The sequence below is a fragment of the Mesorhizobium sp. M8A.F.Ca.ET.165.01.1.1 genome (assembly GCF_004792065.1).
Taxonomy (GTDB): domain Bacteria; phylum Pseudomonadota; class Alphaproteobacteria; order Rhizobiales; family Rhizobiaceae; genus Mesorhizobium.
The window spans coordinates 1-16,387 of the sequence record NZ_SRTH01000016.1; the positions used below are offsets into that span (position 1 = coordinate 1).

Below are 16,387 nucleotides of genomic sequence, written 5' to 3' on the forward strand. Positions count from 1 at the left end.
CCCAGCTCATCCACGGTTTAAGCCACCTGAGGGGTGACGGGCTCTCGACCGCCGCCACGGATCAGGCAAGCACCTGGTCCGTGGCACCCTCAACAATGCACGATTCCAAACACACAAGGGGTGTTCCAGCGGAGTGAGGCGTGAAAAGGTCAAGAGATTTCGACCGCTTGCTTCTGCAAAGCAGAGATCCTTCGCGCACCCCTCATCCTACCTCGCTTCGCGAGGCCACCTTCTCCCACAAGGGGAGAAGGTAAGAAGCCGCGCTTAAACGTCAGCCCTAAACGTCTGCTTCTGCTGCCCCAAGCCTTCGATGCCCAGCTCCACCACATCGCCAGCCTTGAGAAACACCGGCGGCTTCATGCCCAGGCCGACGCCGGGCGGGGTGCCCGTCGAAATAATGTCGCCGGGGTGCAGCGACATGAACTGGCTGAGGTAGGAGACGAGATAGGCGACGCCGTAGACCATGGTCTTGGTCGAACCGTTCTGCATCGTCTTGCCGTTGACGGTCAGCCACATTTTGAGGTTCTGCGGGTCGGATACTTCGTCCTTGGTCACCAGCCACGGGCCGGTCGGACCGAACGTGTCGCAGCTCTTGCCCTTGGTCCACTGGCCCTGGCGCTCGGCCTGGAAAGCGCGTTCGGACACGTCATGGGAGACGCAGTAACCGGCGACGTAGTCGAGCGCATCGGCTTCGCTGACATACTTCGCGGTCTTGCCGATGACCACGCCGAGCTCGACTTCCCAGTCGGTCTTCTCCGAGCCGCGCGGGATCAGCACGTCATCGTCGGGGCCGACAATGGCCGAGCTTGCCTTCATGAAGATGATCGGCTCCGGCGGCACGGTAGCGCCGGTTTCGGCGGCGTGGTCGGAATAGTTGAGGCCGATGCAGATGAACTTGCCGGTGCCGGCCACGCAGGCGCCGAGCCGAGGCTTGCCGGAAACCGCCGGCAGCGACTTTGCATCGAGCTTCGACAGCATGTCGAGCGAGGCCGGATGAAGCGTGGTGCCGGCGATATCGGCGACATGGGCGGAGAGATCGCGGATCGTTCCATCCGCATCGAGCAGGCCGGGACGTTCGCTTCCCACCTCGCCATAGCGCAGCAGTTTCATGCATCTTCTCCTGATTGCGGCCTCGCGGCCGTTCTACAAACTCTCCGCCGAGGCATCAGCCCTTTCGGAACCGGGCGGACCCTAGCCACCGGCCTGCTTCACGACAAGCGCAGGCAGCCTGTTTTGACAGCCGGCGAGCGGGATTTTCAGACTTCCCGATCCTTCGCCAAACCCGATCGCCCGGTGCCCGCGATTGTCTCCGGGCAGCGCTCAGATCGACCAGCCGCCGTCGATATTGTAGGCCTGCCCCGATGTGTAGGTGGCGCCGCCCAGGTAGACGGCGAGATCGGCAATCTCTTCCGGCGTGCCGAGCCGGCCCATCGGCTGGCGGGCGATGAAGGCGGCACGCGCGGCTTCGTAGTCGCCCTGCGCGTGCATTCGGTCCTCCAGCGAAGGGCTCTCGACCGTGCCGGGGCAGATGGCGTTGCAGCGTATGCCCTTGCCGACATAGTCGGCCGCGACCGCCTTGGTCAGGCCGATGACCGCGGCTTTGCTCAGGCCATAGACGAAGCGGTTCGGTACACCCTTGGTCGAGCTCGCCAGCGAGGCCATGTTGATGATCGATCCGTCGCCGCGCTCCAGCATGCCCGGCAACACGGCGCGGATGGTGCGGACCATGGCGCGAACGTTGAGGTTGAGCGCGAAATCGAGGTCGCCATCCTTCATCTCGAGGATCGAGCCGGAATGGACGAAACCGGCGCAGTTGAACAGCACATCGACACGGCCGATCTCGGCGAAGGCCGAGTTGACCGCCTCGTCATTGAGGACGTCGACCTTGCGCGTCTTGATGCCGGAGGTCTTGGCGAGTTCCGCCAGCAGCGTCTCGTTGATGTCGGTGGCATGGACGGTGGCGCCAGCCTTGGCGAAGGCCAGCGCGCTTGCCTTGCCGATGCCTTGCGCCGCCGCCGTGATGACAACGACCTTGCCTGCCAGATCCGCCATATCTTTTCCTCGCCTGCTTGGGTCAACTGCCTTTATCGGCGGCCGGCGAAGGCGTCATGTGCCAGTCAGGCGCGATCGTGCGGCCTGTGCCAGTTCACTGATAAAGATGTTTTTTCTCGTTAAAGAACATGCGTCCGGGCGTCAAGCCCGAACGCGATCACCAAGTGCGAACATCAGTCGCCGTAAGGCACCCAGACATTCTTCACCTCGATGGCGCGGCGCAGCAAGGCGTCACCGGCGGCTTCTTCCGAGGCCCAGTCGAGGCTGCGGCCATTGCCGCTCCAGACGCGCTTGAGGTTGCCGACGGAGTCGGCTTCCGCCTTGGCGCAGGTGTCGGCGTCGGCAAACAGCCAGAGCCCGTCGACGTCGTCATGCTTGGCCAGCACGCCTGCAAGCTCCGCCGTGCGGCCGGTAACGATGTTGATGGCGCCGGCGGGCACGTCGGAATATTCGATGACCTGATAGAGATCGGTGGCCAGCAGCGGGTGGCGTTCCGACGGCACGGCCACCACCGTGTTGCCCATGGCCAGCGCCGGCGCGACCAGCGAGATGAAGCCGAGCAAGGGCTGATTGTCGGGCGCGACGATGCCGACGACGCCGACCGGCTCATGCAACGCCAGCGTCACGGCACGCGCCGGCGGCTGGTGCACCCGGCCCTCGAACTTGTCGGCGAGGCCGGCGTAGAGGAACAGCCGCTCAATCGACTGTTCGACCTCGTCCCGCGCCGCCTTGGCGTTGGCCCCGGTCAGTTCGGTGAGGCGGGCGGCAAACTCGCTGGCACGGCCGGAAAGGTTCTCGGCCAGGTAATAGAGCACCTGGGACCTGTTATAGGCGGTTGCCTCCGGCCAGGCCTTGCAGGCGCGCGCGGCTGAAACGGCGTCACGGATATCCTTGCGGTTGCCGAGCCCGACTTCGCCGGCAAGCTTGCCCTTGGCGGTGGCGACGGCAATCGAATAATTGCCGTCCGCCCGCACCTGCTTGCCGCCGATGAACAGCTTGGCCGTGCGATCGATGGCTGAGCCATCCGCCTGTTCGACGGGCTGAGCGGACGACGTCGCCGGCTTGATGACCGAACCGAGCGGCAATTTTGCCGATAGATATTCGAACATGCCCTCGCGCCCGCCCTCGCGGCCGAAGCCGCTCTCGCGGTAGCCGCCGAAGCCGCAGGCGGCGTCGAACATGTTGGTGCCGTTAACCCACACCACGCCGGCCTTCAGCTGAGGCGCCACATGGAGCGCGAGATTGACGTTCTCGCTCCACACCGAGGCGGCGAGCCCGTAGCGTGTGTTGTTGGCAAGCTCGATCGCTTCCTCGGTGTTGCGGAAGGTCATGGTGGCAAGCACAGGCCCGAACACCTCCTCCTGGGCAAGGATATTAGCCGGCGAAACACTCGTTGCCAGCGTCGGCAGATGATAGTAGCCGGAAGACGGCAGCGCTGCATCCGGCTGCCAGCAGACGGCGCCCTGCCGGGCACCCTCGGCGATCAGTCCCTTGACGCGGTCGAGCTGGGTCAGGTCGACCAGCGGGCCGATATCGGTGTTCTTGTCGAGCGGGCTGCCGACTCGCAACCGGCTCATCCGCGTCTTGACCTTGGCGATCAAGGCGTCGGCGATGCCTTCCTGTACCAAGAGGCGCGAACCGGCGCAGCAGACCTGGCCCTGGTTGAACCAGATGCCGTCGACGAGGCCTTCGACGGCGCTGTCGAGATCGGCGTCCTCGAAAACGATGAAGGCCGATTTGCCGCCAAGTTCCAGCGACAGTTTCTTGCCCGAGCCGGCGGTGGCCTTGCGGATGATCTTGCCGACCTCGGACGAGCCGGTGAAGGCGATCTTCTGGATGCCGGGATGGTTGACGATCGCCGCTCCTGCTTCCGGGCCGCCCTGGACGATGTTGACGACGCCCTTCGGCACACCGGCGCGTTCGCAGATCTCGGCGAACAGGATTGATGTGAGCGGCGTGAATTCGGCCGGCTTCAGCACCACCGTGCAGCCCGCCGCGAGTGCGGGCGCGATCTTCCAGGCCAGCATCAGCAGCGGGAAATTCCACGGGATGATCTGGCCGACGACGCCGACACCCTTGTGGCCAGGGAAATCCCTGTCCAGCGCCTGTGCCCAGCCGGCGTGATGGATGAAATGGCGGATGGCCAGCGGCACGTCGATATCGCGGCTCTCGCGGATCGGCTTGCCATTGTCGATTGTCTCAAGCACCGCGAACAGGCGCTGGTGGCGCTGCATGGCGCGGCCGATGGCGTAGAGCACTTTCGCGCGCTGATAGCCTGAACTGGCGCTCCACTTCGGCAGCGCTTTCGTGGCCGCCGCGACGGCCGCGTCGATGTCGGCGGCGTTGGCGTCCGAAATCTTGGCCAACAACTTGCCGGAGGACGGTTCGCTGGTCTCGAAAGTCTTGCCGCCGCTCGCCGCCTTCCAATCGCCGCCGATGAACAGCGCCTTGCCGAAATCGCGCGCCGCGAGCCAGGCATCAGCTTCGTTGCGCGCCTCCGGCGCCGGGCCGTATTCCATGGCGTGATAGCGTTCGAGAATGTTCATCAGGCGGGGCTCCAGATAATTGTCAGGGGGGCGCCGTAGGGCTCCACGTTCAAGGCCTCGCTCGCCTTACGCCATCGCGTAGCGGTGATTGGCCGAATAATGCCCGGTCAGATGATGCTCGAGCTGGCGCTCGATGTCGGTGAGCAGGCTCGACGCGCCGAAGCGGAACAGCTCCGGCTCCAGCCAGGGCCGGCCGAGCTCTTCCTTCATCAGCACCAGCCAGTCGAGCGACACTTTCGCGGTGGAAATGCCGCCGGCCGGCTTGAAACCGATGAGATAGCCGGTTTCCTCGAAATAGGCCCTGATGGCGCGCACCATGGCAAGCCCGACGGGCAGCGTGGCGTTGACGCTTTCCTTGCCGGTCGAGGTCTTGATGAAATCGGCGCCCGCCATCATCGCCACCATTGAGGCCAGCATGACATTGCGCAGCGTGGCGAGGTCGCCGGTGCCCAAAATGACCTTCAGATGCGCGTCCCCGCAGGCGGCACGCATCGAGACGATTTCGTTGTAGAGCTCCCGCCACTTGGCGCCGAACACCAGGCCGCGCGGAATGACGACGTCGATCTCGTCGGCGCCGTCCTTCACCGAGGCCTCGATTTCCTGCAGGCGGGTCGATAGCGGCGCCAGGCCATGCGGGAAGGCGGTGGAGACGGCGGCGACATGGATGCCGGTGCCGCGCACGGCGTCAACGGCCGTGGCAACGAAGGGATGATAGACGCAGACGGCGGCCGGCCGGATGGTTTCGCCCGCAATGCCGAGGCCTTCCATGATGTCGCGGCGCAGCGGGTTGATCGCCTTGGCGCAGAGCCGGCGCACGCGTTCCTCGGTGTCGTTGGAGTTCAGTGTCGTCAGGTCCATGCAGGCGATCGCCCGCAGCAGCCAGGCGGCCTGGTTGTCGGCCTTGATCGAGCGCCGCTTGGTCAGGCTGGCGACGCGGCGCTCCAGCGCCGAGCGGTTGACGCTGCGCACCGATTCCAGAAAACCGAGATCGAGTTTCAGGCCGGGATTGCGCGCGATGTGATGATCCAGCGGCACCGGCGTGTTGGCGGCGGCGCGTGCCGGCAGCGGCGTCACCTTGGTGCCAAGATCGGCTTCGCGGATTGTGCTGCTCATCTCCTGCCCTTTCATTCAGCGGCGTGCGCCTGATGGCGCATCGTCCTCCCAAAGCCGTTCGACACTTTTGGGCGACACGCACGAAGATAGCCCGCGAAGCCGTGCTTCACGAGTCCTCAAGCGAGGGATAGCCGAAAAAGGCCGCGAAAGCAGCTGATTTTTGACCGGAAGGTCAAAACAAGGTTTCTGGGAGACCCGCGGGCCTCAGCCGACGAAGGCGCGTTCGACGACGAAGCTCGAGGGGTGGCTGAGCGACCCTTCCTGGAAGCCGAGGCTTTCGGCCAGCTCCTTGACGTCCTTCAGCATGTGCATCGAGCCGCAGATCATGATGCGGTCGGTTTCCGGATTGAGCTTCTCGATGCCGAGATCGCTGTAGAACTTGCCGGAGCCGATCAGCGCGGTGATGCGGCCCATGCGCGCCGACTCTTCGCGTGTCGTCGAATTGTAGAGCGTGACGCGGCCGGCGGTCAGCTCGCCGATCAGCGGGTCGCTTTCCAGTGCCGCCACCAGTTCCTGGCCATAGATCAGCTCGGCATTGTCGCGGCAGGTATGGGTCAGGATCAGCTGATCGAATTTCTCGTAGGTGTCGGGGTCGCGCAGCAGGCTGGCGAAGGGCGCGATGCCGGTGCCGGTCGAGATCATGAACAGCCGCTTGGCCGGGGTCAGCGCGTCGACGACCAGCGTGCCGGTCGACTTCTGGCGCATGATCACGGTGTCGCCGACCTGGATCTTCTGCAGTTCCGAGGTCAGCGGGCCGTCCGGCACCTTGATCGAGAAGAATTCCAGCTCTTCGTCCCAGGCCGGGCTGGCGACGGAGTAGGCGCGGTACACCGGCTTCTCGGCATTGGGCAGGCCGATCATCACGAACTCGCCCGAGCGGAAGCGCAGCGACTGCGGACGGGTGATCCGGAACGAGAACAGCCGGTCGGTATAGTGCTTCACCGAGACGACGGTTTCGGCATAGACATTGGCCGGAATCGGAAACTGCAGCGGGCGGGCTTCAGCGGTATTGAACGCGGGCGTGGTGTTCATCAATTCCAACCTTCTCGCCCAATTACAGACGCGGGCGCCAAACTTTCCCGTGCGCGCCCGAACCATTCAGGTTCCGGCGTGCCTTGCACACACTGCGAGGCGGTAAGCTCTTGTGTCGAGAATTTATTAGTATACAAACGATATTTGCGTCAAGATGCCGCCGTAAAACACCTTTCCAAACTGCGGCATATCCGTAGTCCCAGCATTTCGGGTTTCGACAATGAAAGAGAATTTTTCGGTGCAGCCGCCGGATTCCCTGGGCAGCGTCGTCGCCGGCATCGATGTCGGCGGAACCTTCACCGACCTGCTGCTGATCGACGGCAAGGACGGCGGCAAGGTGTATCTGGCCAAGACCCCGACCACGGTCGACAACCAGGCCTTTGGCGTGGTTTCGGCGCTTGGCGCCACCGGCTTTCCGGTCGACGGCATCGATCTCATCGTGCATGGCACGACCACCACCACGAATGCGGTGCTGGAGCGCCGCCTGGCGAAAACCGGCATGATCACCACGCGCGGTTTTCGCGATGTGATCGAGCTTGGCCGGCGCACGCGGCCGCAGCCCTATGGCATGACGGGCACCTTCGTTCCGGTCATCCCGCGCAATTTGCGGCTGGAGGTGTCCGAACGCGTCGAGGCATCAGGTGCTATCCGCACGCCGCTCGACGAGGTCGAAATGCGTGAGGCCGTACAGGCGCTGATCGCCGCCGGTTGCGAATCCCTCGTTATCCACTTCCTGCATTCCTACGCCAACCCTTCGCATGAACGGCGGGCGGCCGAAATCGCCGCCGAGTTCTGGCCGAACGGCTACATCACCACCGGCCACGCGCTGCTGTCGGAGGCACGCGAATTCGAGCGCGGGGTAACCGCCTCGGTCAATGCCTCGGTGCAGCCGATACTCGAGCGCTATGTCGAGCGGCTGCGCAAGGAATTGGCCGCGAGGGGCTATATCAGAGACTTCCTCATCATGAACGGCAATGGCGGCATGATATCGGCCCGCTTCGTCACACGTGAATCGGCAAAGACCGTGATGTCGGGGCCCGCCTCCGGCGTCATCGCCGCCGCCTATACGGGCAAGCGCGCCGGCTTCGAAAACCTCGTCACCTACGACATGGGCGGCACGTCGACCGACGTGGCGCTGATCCGCAACGCCGAGCCGGCGGTCTCGAACGAGATCGAGATTGAATACGCCATGCCGATCCATGTCCCGATGGTGGCGGTGCATACGGTTGGCGCCGGCGGTGGTTCGATCGCCCGCGTCGATGCGGCCGGACTGATCCAGATCGGTCCGGAAAGCGCGGGCGCCAATCCCGGCCCGATTTGCTATGGGCGCGGCGGGACCGAGCCAACCATCACCGACGCCAACCTGGTGCTCGGCCGGCTGGCGCCGAAGAAATTGCTGGCCGTCGACAATCCGGTCACAGCGGAGCGCGTCACCGGCATTTTCGAGGACCGGATCGGCAAGTCGACCGGCCTGTCCGGCGTCGAAGCGGCTGGCGCGGTGCTCAGGCTCGGCAACATGAAGATGGCCGGCGCCATCCGCATGGTATCCGTATCGCGCGGCCACGATCCCCGCGATTTCGCGCTGTTCGCCTTCGGCGGCGCCGGGCCGCTGCATGCGACGGCGCTCGCCCGCGAACTCGGCCTGCCCAAAGTGCTGGTGCCGGCGCGTCCCGGCATCACCAATGCGCTCGGCTGCGTCGTCGCCGATCTGCGCCACGACTTCGTCAACACCATCAACCAGCCAGTGGCCCTGCTTGATGAAAGCCGGCTCCACCAAGTATTGGAACGGCACCGGAACGAAGGCGAGGAACTGATCGCCAAGGAAGCGGTGAAGCCGGCAACGATCCGCGTCACCCACTCCGCGGACATGCAGTTCGTCGGCCAGACCCACATCATCAACGTGCCGTTGCCGTCCTCCTCGGTAACGCGAGCTGCATTGCAGGGCCTGTTCGAGAAAGCCTATTTCGCTCGCTTCAAGGTCGAGCTGCCCGAAATCCGCGCCAACCTCGTCAACCTCAACACCTCGGTCACCGGGATGCGCCCGGCGATCGACTTGTCACGCCTGATCGACCCGGCCGGGCGGGCAAAAACGCTGGAAGAGGCGCGGCGCGAAATCCGGCCGGTCTGGTATGGCGGACGCTGGCACGACACGCCGGTGTACATCAGGGAAAAGCTGCCGCTCGATGCGGTCATCGAAGGGCCGGCGATCCTCGAACAGATGGACGCCACCACCGTGCTCGAACCCGGCGACCGCGCGCGCTGCGACGCCGACGGCAACATCATCATCGATGTGGGCAAGGAATGATGGGAAATTCGTCTGTTAGTTTCTGTCCTTTTACAGTCGGCCTCGCGCTGCCCCTCATCGCCCTGCCGGGCACTTCTCCCCGTATAGTGACGGGGAGAAGGATGCAGCTGCGGCCTCGGCGCTTTTCATGCGACGTTGAAGGTGAGCGAAATCATCGGCGACGGCGTCTTTCTCCCCGTCACCATACGGGGAGAAATGTCCGGCAGGACAATGAGGGGCGGCGCGACGTCTCAGGCCTTCCATGTCCGGCCCCTGCCATGAGGATTACTGAGCAATGACCGGTCTCGAGGCCATCACGCTTTCGGTTCTCCAGGCCGCCTTGCAGCAGGTCTGCGACGAGATGGACCTGACCTTTTCCCGCGCCGCCTTCTCGCCCGTCATCGCCGAGGCCAATGACCGTTCCGACGGCATCTATTCCGCGGTAGACGGCTCGCTGATCGCGCAAGGCAGCCAGGGCCTGCCGGTGTTCGTCGGCGTCATGCAATATTCGACCAGGACGGTGATCGAAATGATCGCCGACGGCCGCTGCCTGCTGCCGGAGCCGGGCGACATCTACATCGTCAACGACCCCTATCTCGGCGGCACGCATCTGATGGATGTGCGCTTCGCCATGCCGGTCTACCGGGACGGCAAGATCTTCTGCTGGCTGTCCAACACCGGCCACTGGCCCGACATTGGCGGCTCGGTGCCAGGCGGCTTCTCCGCTTCCGCCACCGCCGTCGAGCAGGAAGGCCTGCGGCTGCCGCCGGTGAAACTGTTCAAGAAGGGCGTGCTCGACCCCGAGATCTACGCCATCATCTGCTCCAACATCCGCGTCGCGGACCAGCGCATCGGCGACATCAGGGCGCAGGCGGCGGCGCTGCTGATCGGCCAGGATCGGCTCAATGGAATCCTGGATCGTTACGGTGACGAAACTGTTGTCGAAGCGATCGCCGAACTGCGCCGCCGCGCCGCCGAGCAGATGCGCGCCAACATCGCGGCCATTCCCGACGGCACCTATCGCTCCAAGGCCTTTGTCGATTCCGACGGCGTGGTCAACGAGCCGCTGACCATCGCGCTTGCGGTGGAGAAACAGAGCGACACGCTGACCTTCGATTTCGCCGGCTCGTCCAGGCCTTGCGCCGGGCCGATGAACAGCGTGCTGGCGACGACCCTGTCCTCGGTCTATCTCGCCATGCGCCACATTTTTCCGGATGTGCCGATCAGTGCCGGCGCCTTCGAGCCGTTGATCGTCAAGCGGCCGGAAGGCACCTTCCTTGATGCCAAATATCCGCGCCCCGTGTCGGGCTGTGCGGCGGAGGTCTCGCAGCGTATCGCCGAGGCGGTGTTCGCGGCGATGGTGCAGGCATTGCCCGACAAGGTGACGGCGGCTCCCGCCGGCTCCAGCGGCAACTTCGCCTTGGGCGGCAGCGACCCCGCGCGCGGCCGCGACTATGTCATGTACCAGATCTCCGGCGGCGGCTATGGCGGCAATTCGGGCCATGACGGCCTGACCAATGGCTGCTCGACCATCGGCATTTCGAAATCGCCGCCGGTCGAGATCATGGAGCAGGCTTTTCCCGTGCTCTACCGGCACTATGCCTTGCGCGAAGGCTCGGGTGGCGCCGGCAAGCATCGCGGCGGTTTCGGCCTCGCCTACGAGGTCGAGATCCTGCGCGGCGAGGCGCGGGCCTCCTTCGTCATGGACCATGGCCGTTTCGGCCCGCAGGGCGCGCTCGGCGGTGGGGATGGCGAGCCCAACAGCGTGACCGTCTTCCGCGATGGCGTAGAACACATACCGCCGCACCTCTCCAAGGAGCAGGACATCCCGCTGAAGGCCGGCGACCGCGTGCGCGTCGGCACGCCGGGCGGCGGCGGCTATGGCGATCCGCGTGAGCGCGACCCGAAACTGGTCGCTCAGGATGTCCAGCTTGGCTATTATACAGCTGAGCAAGCCAAGCATCTGTTCGGGATCGAGGCACAAGGAAGCTGACCAAACTCGGATGAGCCGCCCCGCGCCGTGATCGCCGCATGACGTGTCGTTTCCGTCTCCGCCGGGAGCATGAAAGCCCGTAGATTTATCCGGTCAACGGAGATCCCGAACATGCGTCTTTTCGGTCGTTTCGTGCTTGCCGCTTCCGTCGCCCTCACCATCGCCACCGGCGCTGCTTGACTATCTTGGCTGAGCGGCGTTCCCCTTTCTACAGCAGCATCGTCGGGCTGGGCGCGACCATGGGCCGGGTCGGCGGCGATTTCATCTCGGCCAGATACTATTCCGGCATTGCCGACGAGCACCTGAACACACGCGCCAATGTCGGCGTGCAGGACCTCAGCACCATGGGCAAGATGGACATCAAGGGTCCGGACGCCGAGGCGCTGGTCAACCATGTCATCGTCAACGACGCCGCGGCGATGAAACCGGGCAATGTGCGGTACTCCACCGTCTGCCGCGAGGACGGCGGCATCATGGACGACCTCACCGTGTTCCGGCTGGCGCCCGAGCATTTCATGCTGGTGACCGGCTCGGTCAACCGGCTGAAGATGCTGCCCTGGCTCCAGCATCATGCTGAGGGGCGCAAGGCCTATGTCACCGACATCACGGCGGCGGTCGCCTTCCCGACCATCCAGGGTCCGCGTTCGCGCGAACTCCTCAAGGCTTTGGTCGCGGATGCCGATCTCGATGGGTTGAAGCGCTGGGCGTTCACCTCGGGTCGCGTCGGCGAAACCAAGGTCATGATTTCGCGCACAGGCGTCACCGGCGAACTCGGCTTCGAACTGTTCGTGCCTGCGGACGAGGCGACCTCGGTCTGGGAGGCGCTGATGCGGACTGGCCAAGCCTTCGGCCTGAAACCCTATGGCGTGCTGGCTATGTTCACGCTCGGCCTGGAAAAGGCCTATCCGGCGCATGGCATCGACATGGACGAGAGCCGCACGCCGTTCCATGTCGGCCTCGACCGCTGGATCAAGTTCGACAAGGGCGATTTCGTCGGCCGCGAAGCGCTGCTCAAGATCCGCGACAAGGGCCTCGACGAGCGCTGGACCGGCCTGATCCTCGACGGCGACAAGCCGGTCGCGACGGATGCCAGGGTGATGGCCGACGGCAGGGATGTGGGCGTGGTCACCTATAGCGACCACGGCTATTCCCTTGGCAAGGTGTTGGCGACCGCGCACCTGCGGTTGCCGTTCACGGCTGTTGGAACGGAGCTCAGCATCGATATACGCGGCAATCCTACCCGCGCGGTCGTGGCGCCGATCCCCTTCTTCGACCCGGAAGGGGTTAGGTTGAGAGGCTAGAGCGGCCTATCGGAAGATCGACACTCATCCATCGGGTATGCCGACGGCAAGCAGGTCTCTCCGAAGATCCTCAAGAATCTTTGGGTCACGATACGGATCGATCAAGATGGTGCTCACGGTCGCATCGGGCCTTGCCGCCAGACACTGTCTGGCTGCGTGAGCGGCGAGTTGCCCGTCGCCCATTCTCCAATGACAGACCGCCAGAAACGCATATGCCCAAAATGCATAAGAATAGAGATTCCGGTAGGAGGCTATCGCCTCAGGATACCGTCCGAGAACCAGGAGAACCTGTCCGCGTAGATCCCAGAACCAGTCGTAATTTAGGGGATCACGGGCGATACAGACGTCCAGATCGGACAGCGCTTCCTCATGCCGGCCGAGATAGCTCCAGCACAAGCCCCGTATTGCTCTCGCCCGGGTTTCGTTGGGATTAAGGTTCACACCCTGCTCGAGATGCAGCAACGCCTCCTCTAACTGTCCCATGAAGATGAGCGTGTGACCCACCGCTGTATGGCTCCATGCCTGTTTCGGCTCAAGTTTTAGAGCACGGCGACCGTGGGCAAGAGCGATCTTGAGCGTGTTCCCGTCCCCCTCAAGCAGCCATTTGCTTGTGAGCACAGTCGCCATCATTGCATGGATGGTAGCGACATTCGGGTCGAGCTCGATCGCCCTGGCAAGGTAGGGCTCTGCTTCCAGAGTCGTGTCATAGCGAACCATCAGAACGCGAGCCTGAAGATACAGATCGTAGGCATCGAGCTGGGTGATCGGAAGGCGCCGTATCTTCTCCACACCCGAAGTGCGGATTGTGCCGATGACGGTGATAGCGACACTTCTGGCGATCTCTTCCTGGAGTTCAAAAATATCTGTCAGCTCCCGATCGAATCGATCAGCCCAGATTTGATTGCCGGATTTGGCCTCTATGAGTTGCGATGAGATCCTGACCCTATCGCCGGCACGGCGAATGCTGCCCCGAAGCAGGTAGTCGACGGACAACTGCTTCGCGATGGTGACGGCGTCGACAATCTTTCCCTTGAACACAAATGAGGAATTGCGGGCTATGAGATGAAGTTCGCCGAAGCGCCCCAGTTCGGTGATGATGTCCTCGGTGACCCCGTCGCTGAAATATTCCTGGCTGGGGTCGCTGCTCATATTCTCGAATGCAAGAACTGCAACGACTGGCCCGCGGCTTGATGCGCCGCCGGTCTGTGGTTTGGACGGCTCGTCCATGCTCCTGCGCAATAGCCGAAGCTCGTCACCTGGCTCCAGATTCAGCTCCCGCCTCAGCAACAGCTTGCACGCCTCATACTGCTTGATGGCGAGCGCAGCCTGACCTGAGGCGATGTGCGCCCGCATCAATGCGACATGCGACGGTTCCCGCAGCGGATCAAGAGCAACCAGCCGTTCGCAAATTGCAACGCGCTCGATGCCGCTCTCCGATTCTGCCAGAAGCTGGAACACATCGATTGCCCGCAAGGACAGGTCGGCACGGACTTCGCGAAGCCAATCCTCGAACGCGTTGTCAAATGTGCTCAACCCATCAAGAAAAGGGCCGGCATAGAGGGTGGCAGCCCGCCGCAGCTCAGCCGAGTCACGGCTGGCGGATGCAGCGACGAATTCAGTCACGTCGATGGTGAAGAATTTGGGATTGAGCGCGATACGGTCCCCGACCAGGACCAAGGCATCCTCTCCCAACCCAGCAAAGTCTTTGCGGATAGCGGCCAAGGCCTGCCGCAGGCTGTTTCTCGCCTGCTCCTCACCTCGATCGCTCCACAGAAGAGCGGCCAGCTTGTGACGCGTCGCCTCCTGATTCGGCGCCACGGAGAGAATGCCCAGAAGTGCTCTGTTCTTCTTGGCGGCCACCTCAAAGGGTTTGCCCTGCGGCGACGTCAGGTGAAAACCACCCAAGAGATCTAGCCGCGCCGGGCTCATCGCGATGTACTCTGAATTTCCGCTTTTTTCGCGATATTCACGAGCTTTTCACAGGCATCTCACGCCCCGCATTCGATGTTGCCTCTCGCAACTAACAACATCCGAGAGGAAAACTCCAATGTCCATTGTTGCGCAGGTCTTGGGAAAGGCAGGCAGGACTCTCACAAAGAGGCTGTTGAAGTGGCCGAAGTTCCGTCTGGGTCGCTTCCTGTACAGAATAACAGAGGCATACGCCTATGCGACCTGGAACGCCTACGGCGCGGCGACGGGTCTCGATGAGAATAATCCCGGGCGCCATCCCGATAAGGACGTCGACAATTACTGAACGTCTTCGCCTGAACGCTGCGAAGCAGGCGTCACATTCGTCGGCTTGTACGTCACCCTCGCCGGTCGAGCCGCGCCACCACCCGATCGCCCACCCACTGGATGCCGCAGACCAGGATGATCAGTACGATCACCACGGCGATCATCACCGACGTCTCAAACCGTTGATAGCCATAGCGGATGGCGAGGTCGCCGAGGCCGCCGGCGCCGATGGCGCCGGCCATCGCCGAGGCGCCGACCAGCGTCACCAGCGTCACCGTGAAGCCGGCGACGATGCCGGGCAGGGCCTCGGGCACCAGCACCTCGCGGATGATCGTCCAACGATTGCCGCCCATGGCGCGGGCGGCCTCGATCAGGCCGTGGTCGACATCGCGCAGCGACACTTCGGCGATCCGCGCATAGTAGGGCGTGGCGGCGATCGACAGCGGCACGATGGCCGCCCAGGTGCCGATCGAAGTGCCGACGATCAGCCGCGTCACAGGGATCAGCGCCACCAGAAGGATGATGAACGGCACCGAGCGGAAGCCGTTGATGACGGCGCCGAGCACGCGATTCACCCACGGGCTTTCGGCAATGCCGCCGCGTTCGGTGGCGATCAGCGCCAGGCCGAGCGGCAGGCCGAACACCAGCGAGATCAGGCCGGAGGCGGCCGTCATCAGCACCGTCTCCCAGATCGACCGCAGCAGAAGCTCAAACAGGATCGGCGACATGGCCAAGCACCTCCACCCGCGCCTGGCGGGATTCCAGAAAAGCGATCACCTCGGCGAGATGACCCGCATCGCCGCCAGGGATAGAGAGGAACAGCGTCCCCACCGGCTCTCGCTGAATATGGTCGATGCCGCCATGGACGAGCCGGAAGGCACCGGGCACGGTTCTCGCAAGGTCGGACAGCAGCGGCCCGCGCGCAGGCTCCCCCGCAACGTCGACGCGCAAGATCGTTTCGGTACCACCCGCGGGCAGCAGCCGCGCCGCCAGCTCCGGCGGCAGTTGCGGCCGGATCGCGCCGAGCAGGCGTCTTGTGATCTCGGACCGTGGATCGGCGAACACAGACCAGACTGGCCCTTCCTCGACGATGCGTCCGGCGTCGATCACCGCCACCCGGTCGGCGATCGAGCGGATCACCTCCATCTCGTGGGTGATCAGCAGGATGGTCAGGCCAAGCTGCCGGTTGATGTCCTTGAGCAAGGCGAGGATGGACCGCGTCGTCTCTGGGTCGAGCGCTGACGTCGCTTCGTCCGACAGAAGCAGCGCCGGCCGCGCGGCCAGCGCCCGGGCGATGCCGACGCGCTGCTTCTGGCCGCCCGACAGTGACGCCGGATAGGCTTTCGCCTTTTCCGACAGGCCGACCAGATCGAGCAGTTCCGCCGCCCGCTTCAGCCGTTCGGCCTTTGGCCGGCCCTCGATCTTCAGCGGCAGCGCCACATTATCCTCGACCGTCTTGGCCGACAGCAGGTTGAAATGCTGGAAGATCATGCCGATGCGCCGCCGCAGCGGCTGCAGGTCGCGCTCGCCGAGCCGGCTGATTTCGCGGCCCTCGATGAACACCTCGCCGGAATCGGGCCGCTCCAACCCGTTGAGGCAGCGGATCAGCGTCGATTTGCCGGCGCCGCTGCGGCCGATGATGCCGAGGATCTCTCCCTTGCGCACCGTCAGGGAAATGCCGTCGAGCGCCGCCGTCGCGCCGAAGCGGCGCTTCAGCTCGACAAGACGCACCACGTCCTGCGCCGGTGCATCGGCGTCGTTCGTGTTCTCGATGGCTGCGGTCACATGCTGGTTCATACGCGGATCCCGAAACAGGATTGCGGCCCGCGCG

The 16,387-nt window shown here is 63.9% G+C and carries 12 protein-coding genes; 4 read left to right on the forward strand and 8 right to left on the reverse strand.

From position 1 onward, the window contains the following. Window positions 1-264: 264 nt before the first annotated feature. The 5 genes from EN808_RS29095 to EN808_RS29115 form a co-directional block, all read right to left on the reverse strand. Window positions 265-1,110, reverse strand: coding sequence for a fumarylacetoacetate hydrolase family protein (locus EN808_RS29095; protein ID WP_127275359.1), 846 nt, complete (start codon window positions 1,108-1,110; stop codon window positions 265-267). A gap of 210 nt (window positions 1,111-1,320) precedes the next feature. Then, a complete protein-coding gene (locus EN808_RS29100; RefSeq protein ID WP_127871138.1) occupies window positions 1,321-2,052 on the reverse strand; it encodes an SDR family oxidoreductase in 732 nt (243 codons plus the stop codon). A gap of 173 nt (window positions 2,053-2,225) precedes the next feature. Further along, a complete protein-coding gene (locus EN808_RS29105; protein ID WP_127871139.1) occupies window positions 2,226-4,598 on the reverse strand; it encodes an aldehyde dehydrogenase family protein in 2,373 nt (790 codons plus the stop codon). A gap of 66 nt (window positions 4,599-4,664) precedes the next feature. Further along, window positions 4,665-5,711 carry a deoxyribose-phosphate aldolase gene (deoC, locus tag EN808_RS29110; RefSeq protein ID WP_135917516.1) on the reverse strand — a complete coding sequence of 349 codons (1,047 nt, stop codon included), beginning with the start codon at window positions 5,709-5,711 and terminating at the stop codon, window positions 4,665-4,667. A 204-nt stretch (window positions 5,712-5,915) separates the two neighbouring features. Beyond that, window positions 5,916-6,743, reverse strand: coding sequence for a ferredoxin--NADP reductase (locus tag EN808_RS29115; protein ID WP_127275363.1), 828 nt, complete (start codon window positions 6,741-6,743; stop codon window positions 5,916-5,918). Window positions 6,744-6,963: 220 nt separating this feature from the next. On the opposite strand from EN808_RS29115, the gene EN808_RS29120 reads away from it, so the two are divergent. The 3 genes from EN808_RS29120 to EN808_RS29135 all read left to right on the forward strand — a co-directional run bounded on the left by EN808_RS29120 (window position 6,964) and on the right by EN808_RS29135 (window position 12,321). Beyond that, the gene (locus tag EN808_RS29120; protein ID WP_135917518.1) at window positions 6,964-9,048 is read left to right on the forward strand and encodes a hydantoinase/oxoprolinase family protein; all 2,085 of its coding nucleotides are present in this window, start codon (window positions 6,964-6,966) and stop codon (window positions 9,046-9,048) included. Between the two features lie 274 nt (window positions 9,049-9,322). Next, complete coding sequence (locus tag EN808_RS29130; protein WP_135917520.1) at window positions 9,323-11,020, forward strand: hydantoinase B/oxoprolinase family protein; 1,698 nt, start codon at window positions 9,323-9,325, stop codon at window positions 11,018-11,020. A 185-nt stretch (window positions 11,021-11,205) separates the two neighbouring features. Beyond that, entirely contained in the window at window positions 11,206-12,321 is a 1,116-nt protein-coding gene (locus EN808_RS29135; protein ID WP_135917522.1) for an aminomethyltransferase family protein, read from the forward strand. A gap of 24 nt (window positions 12,322-12,345) precedes the next feature. Here EN808_RS29135 and EN808_RS29140 read toward each other — a convergent pair whose 3' ends face one another. Further along, entirely contained in the window at window positions 12,346-14,250 is a 1,905-nt protein-coding gene (locus tag EN808_RS29140) for a BTAD domain-containing putative transcriptional regulator (protein ID WP_135917524.1), read from the reverse strand. Window positions 14,251-14,368: 118 nt separating this feature from the next. Between EN808_RS29140 and EN808_RS29145 the strand changes: the two genes are divergently transcribed. Beyond that, complete coding sequence (locus tag EN808_RS29145) at window positions 14,369-14,575, forward strand: hypothetical protein (RefSeq protein WP_135917526.1); 207 nt, start codon at window positions 14,369-14,371, stop codon at window positions 14,573-14,575. Between the two features lie 52 nt (window positions 14,576-14,627). Here the strand turns inward: EN808_RS29145 and EN808_RS29150 are convergent, their stop codons facing one another. Together EN808_RS29150 and EN808_RS29155 are read right to left on the reverse strand one after the other, a co-directional pair. Further along, complete coding sequence (locus EN808_RS29150; protein WP_135917528.1) at window positions 14,628-15,284, reverse strand: methionine ABC transporter permease; 657 nt, start codon at window positions 15,282-15,284, stop codon at window positions 14,628-14,630. After that, the gene (locus tag EN808_RS29155; protein ID WP_135883921.1) at window positions 15,265-16,353 is read right to left on the reverse strand and encodes a methionine ABC transporter ATP-binding protein; all 1,089 of its coding nucleotides are present in this window, start codon (window positions 16,351-16,353) and stop codon (window positions 15,265-15,267) included. Before EN808_RS29155 ends, EN808_RS29150 begins: the two co-directional genes overlap by 20 nt. Between the last annotated feature and the right edge of the window lie 34 nt (window positions 16,354-16,387).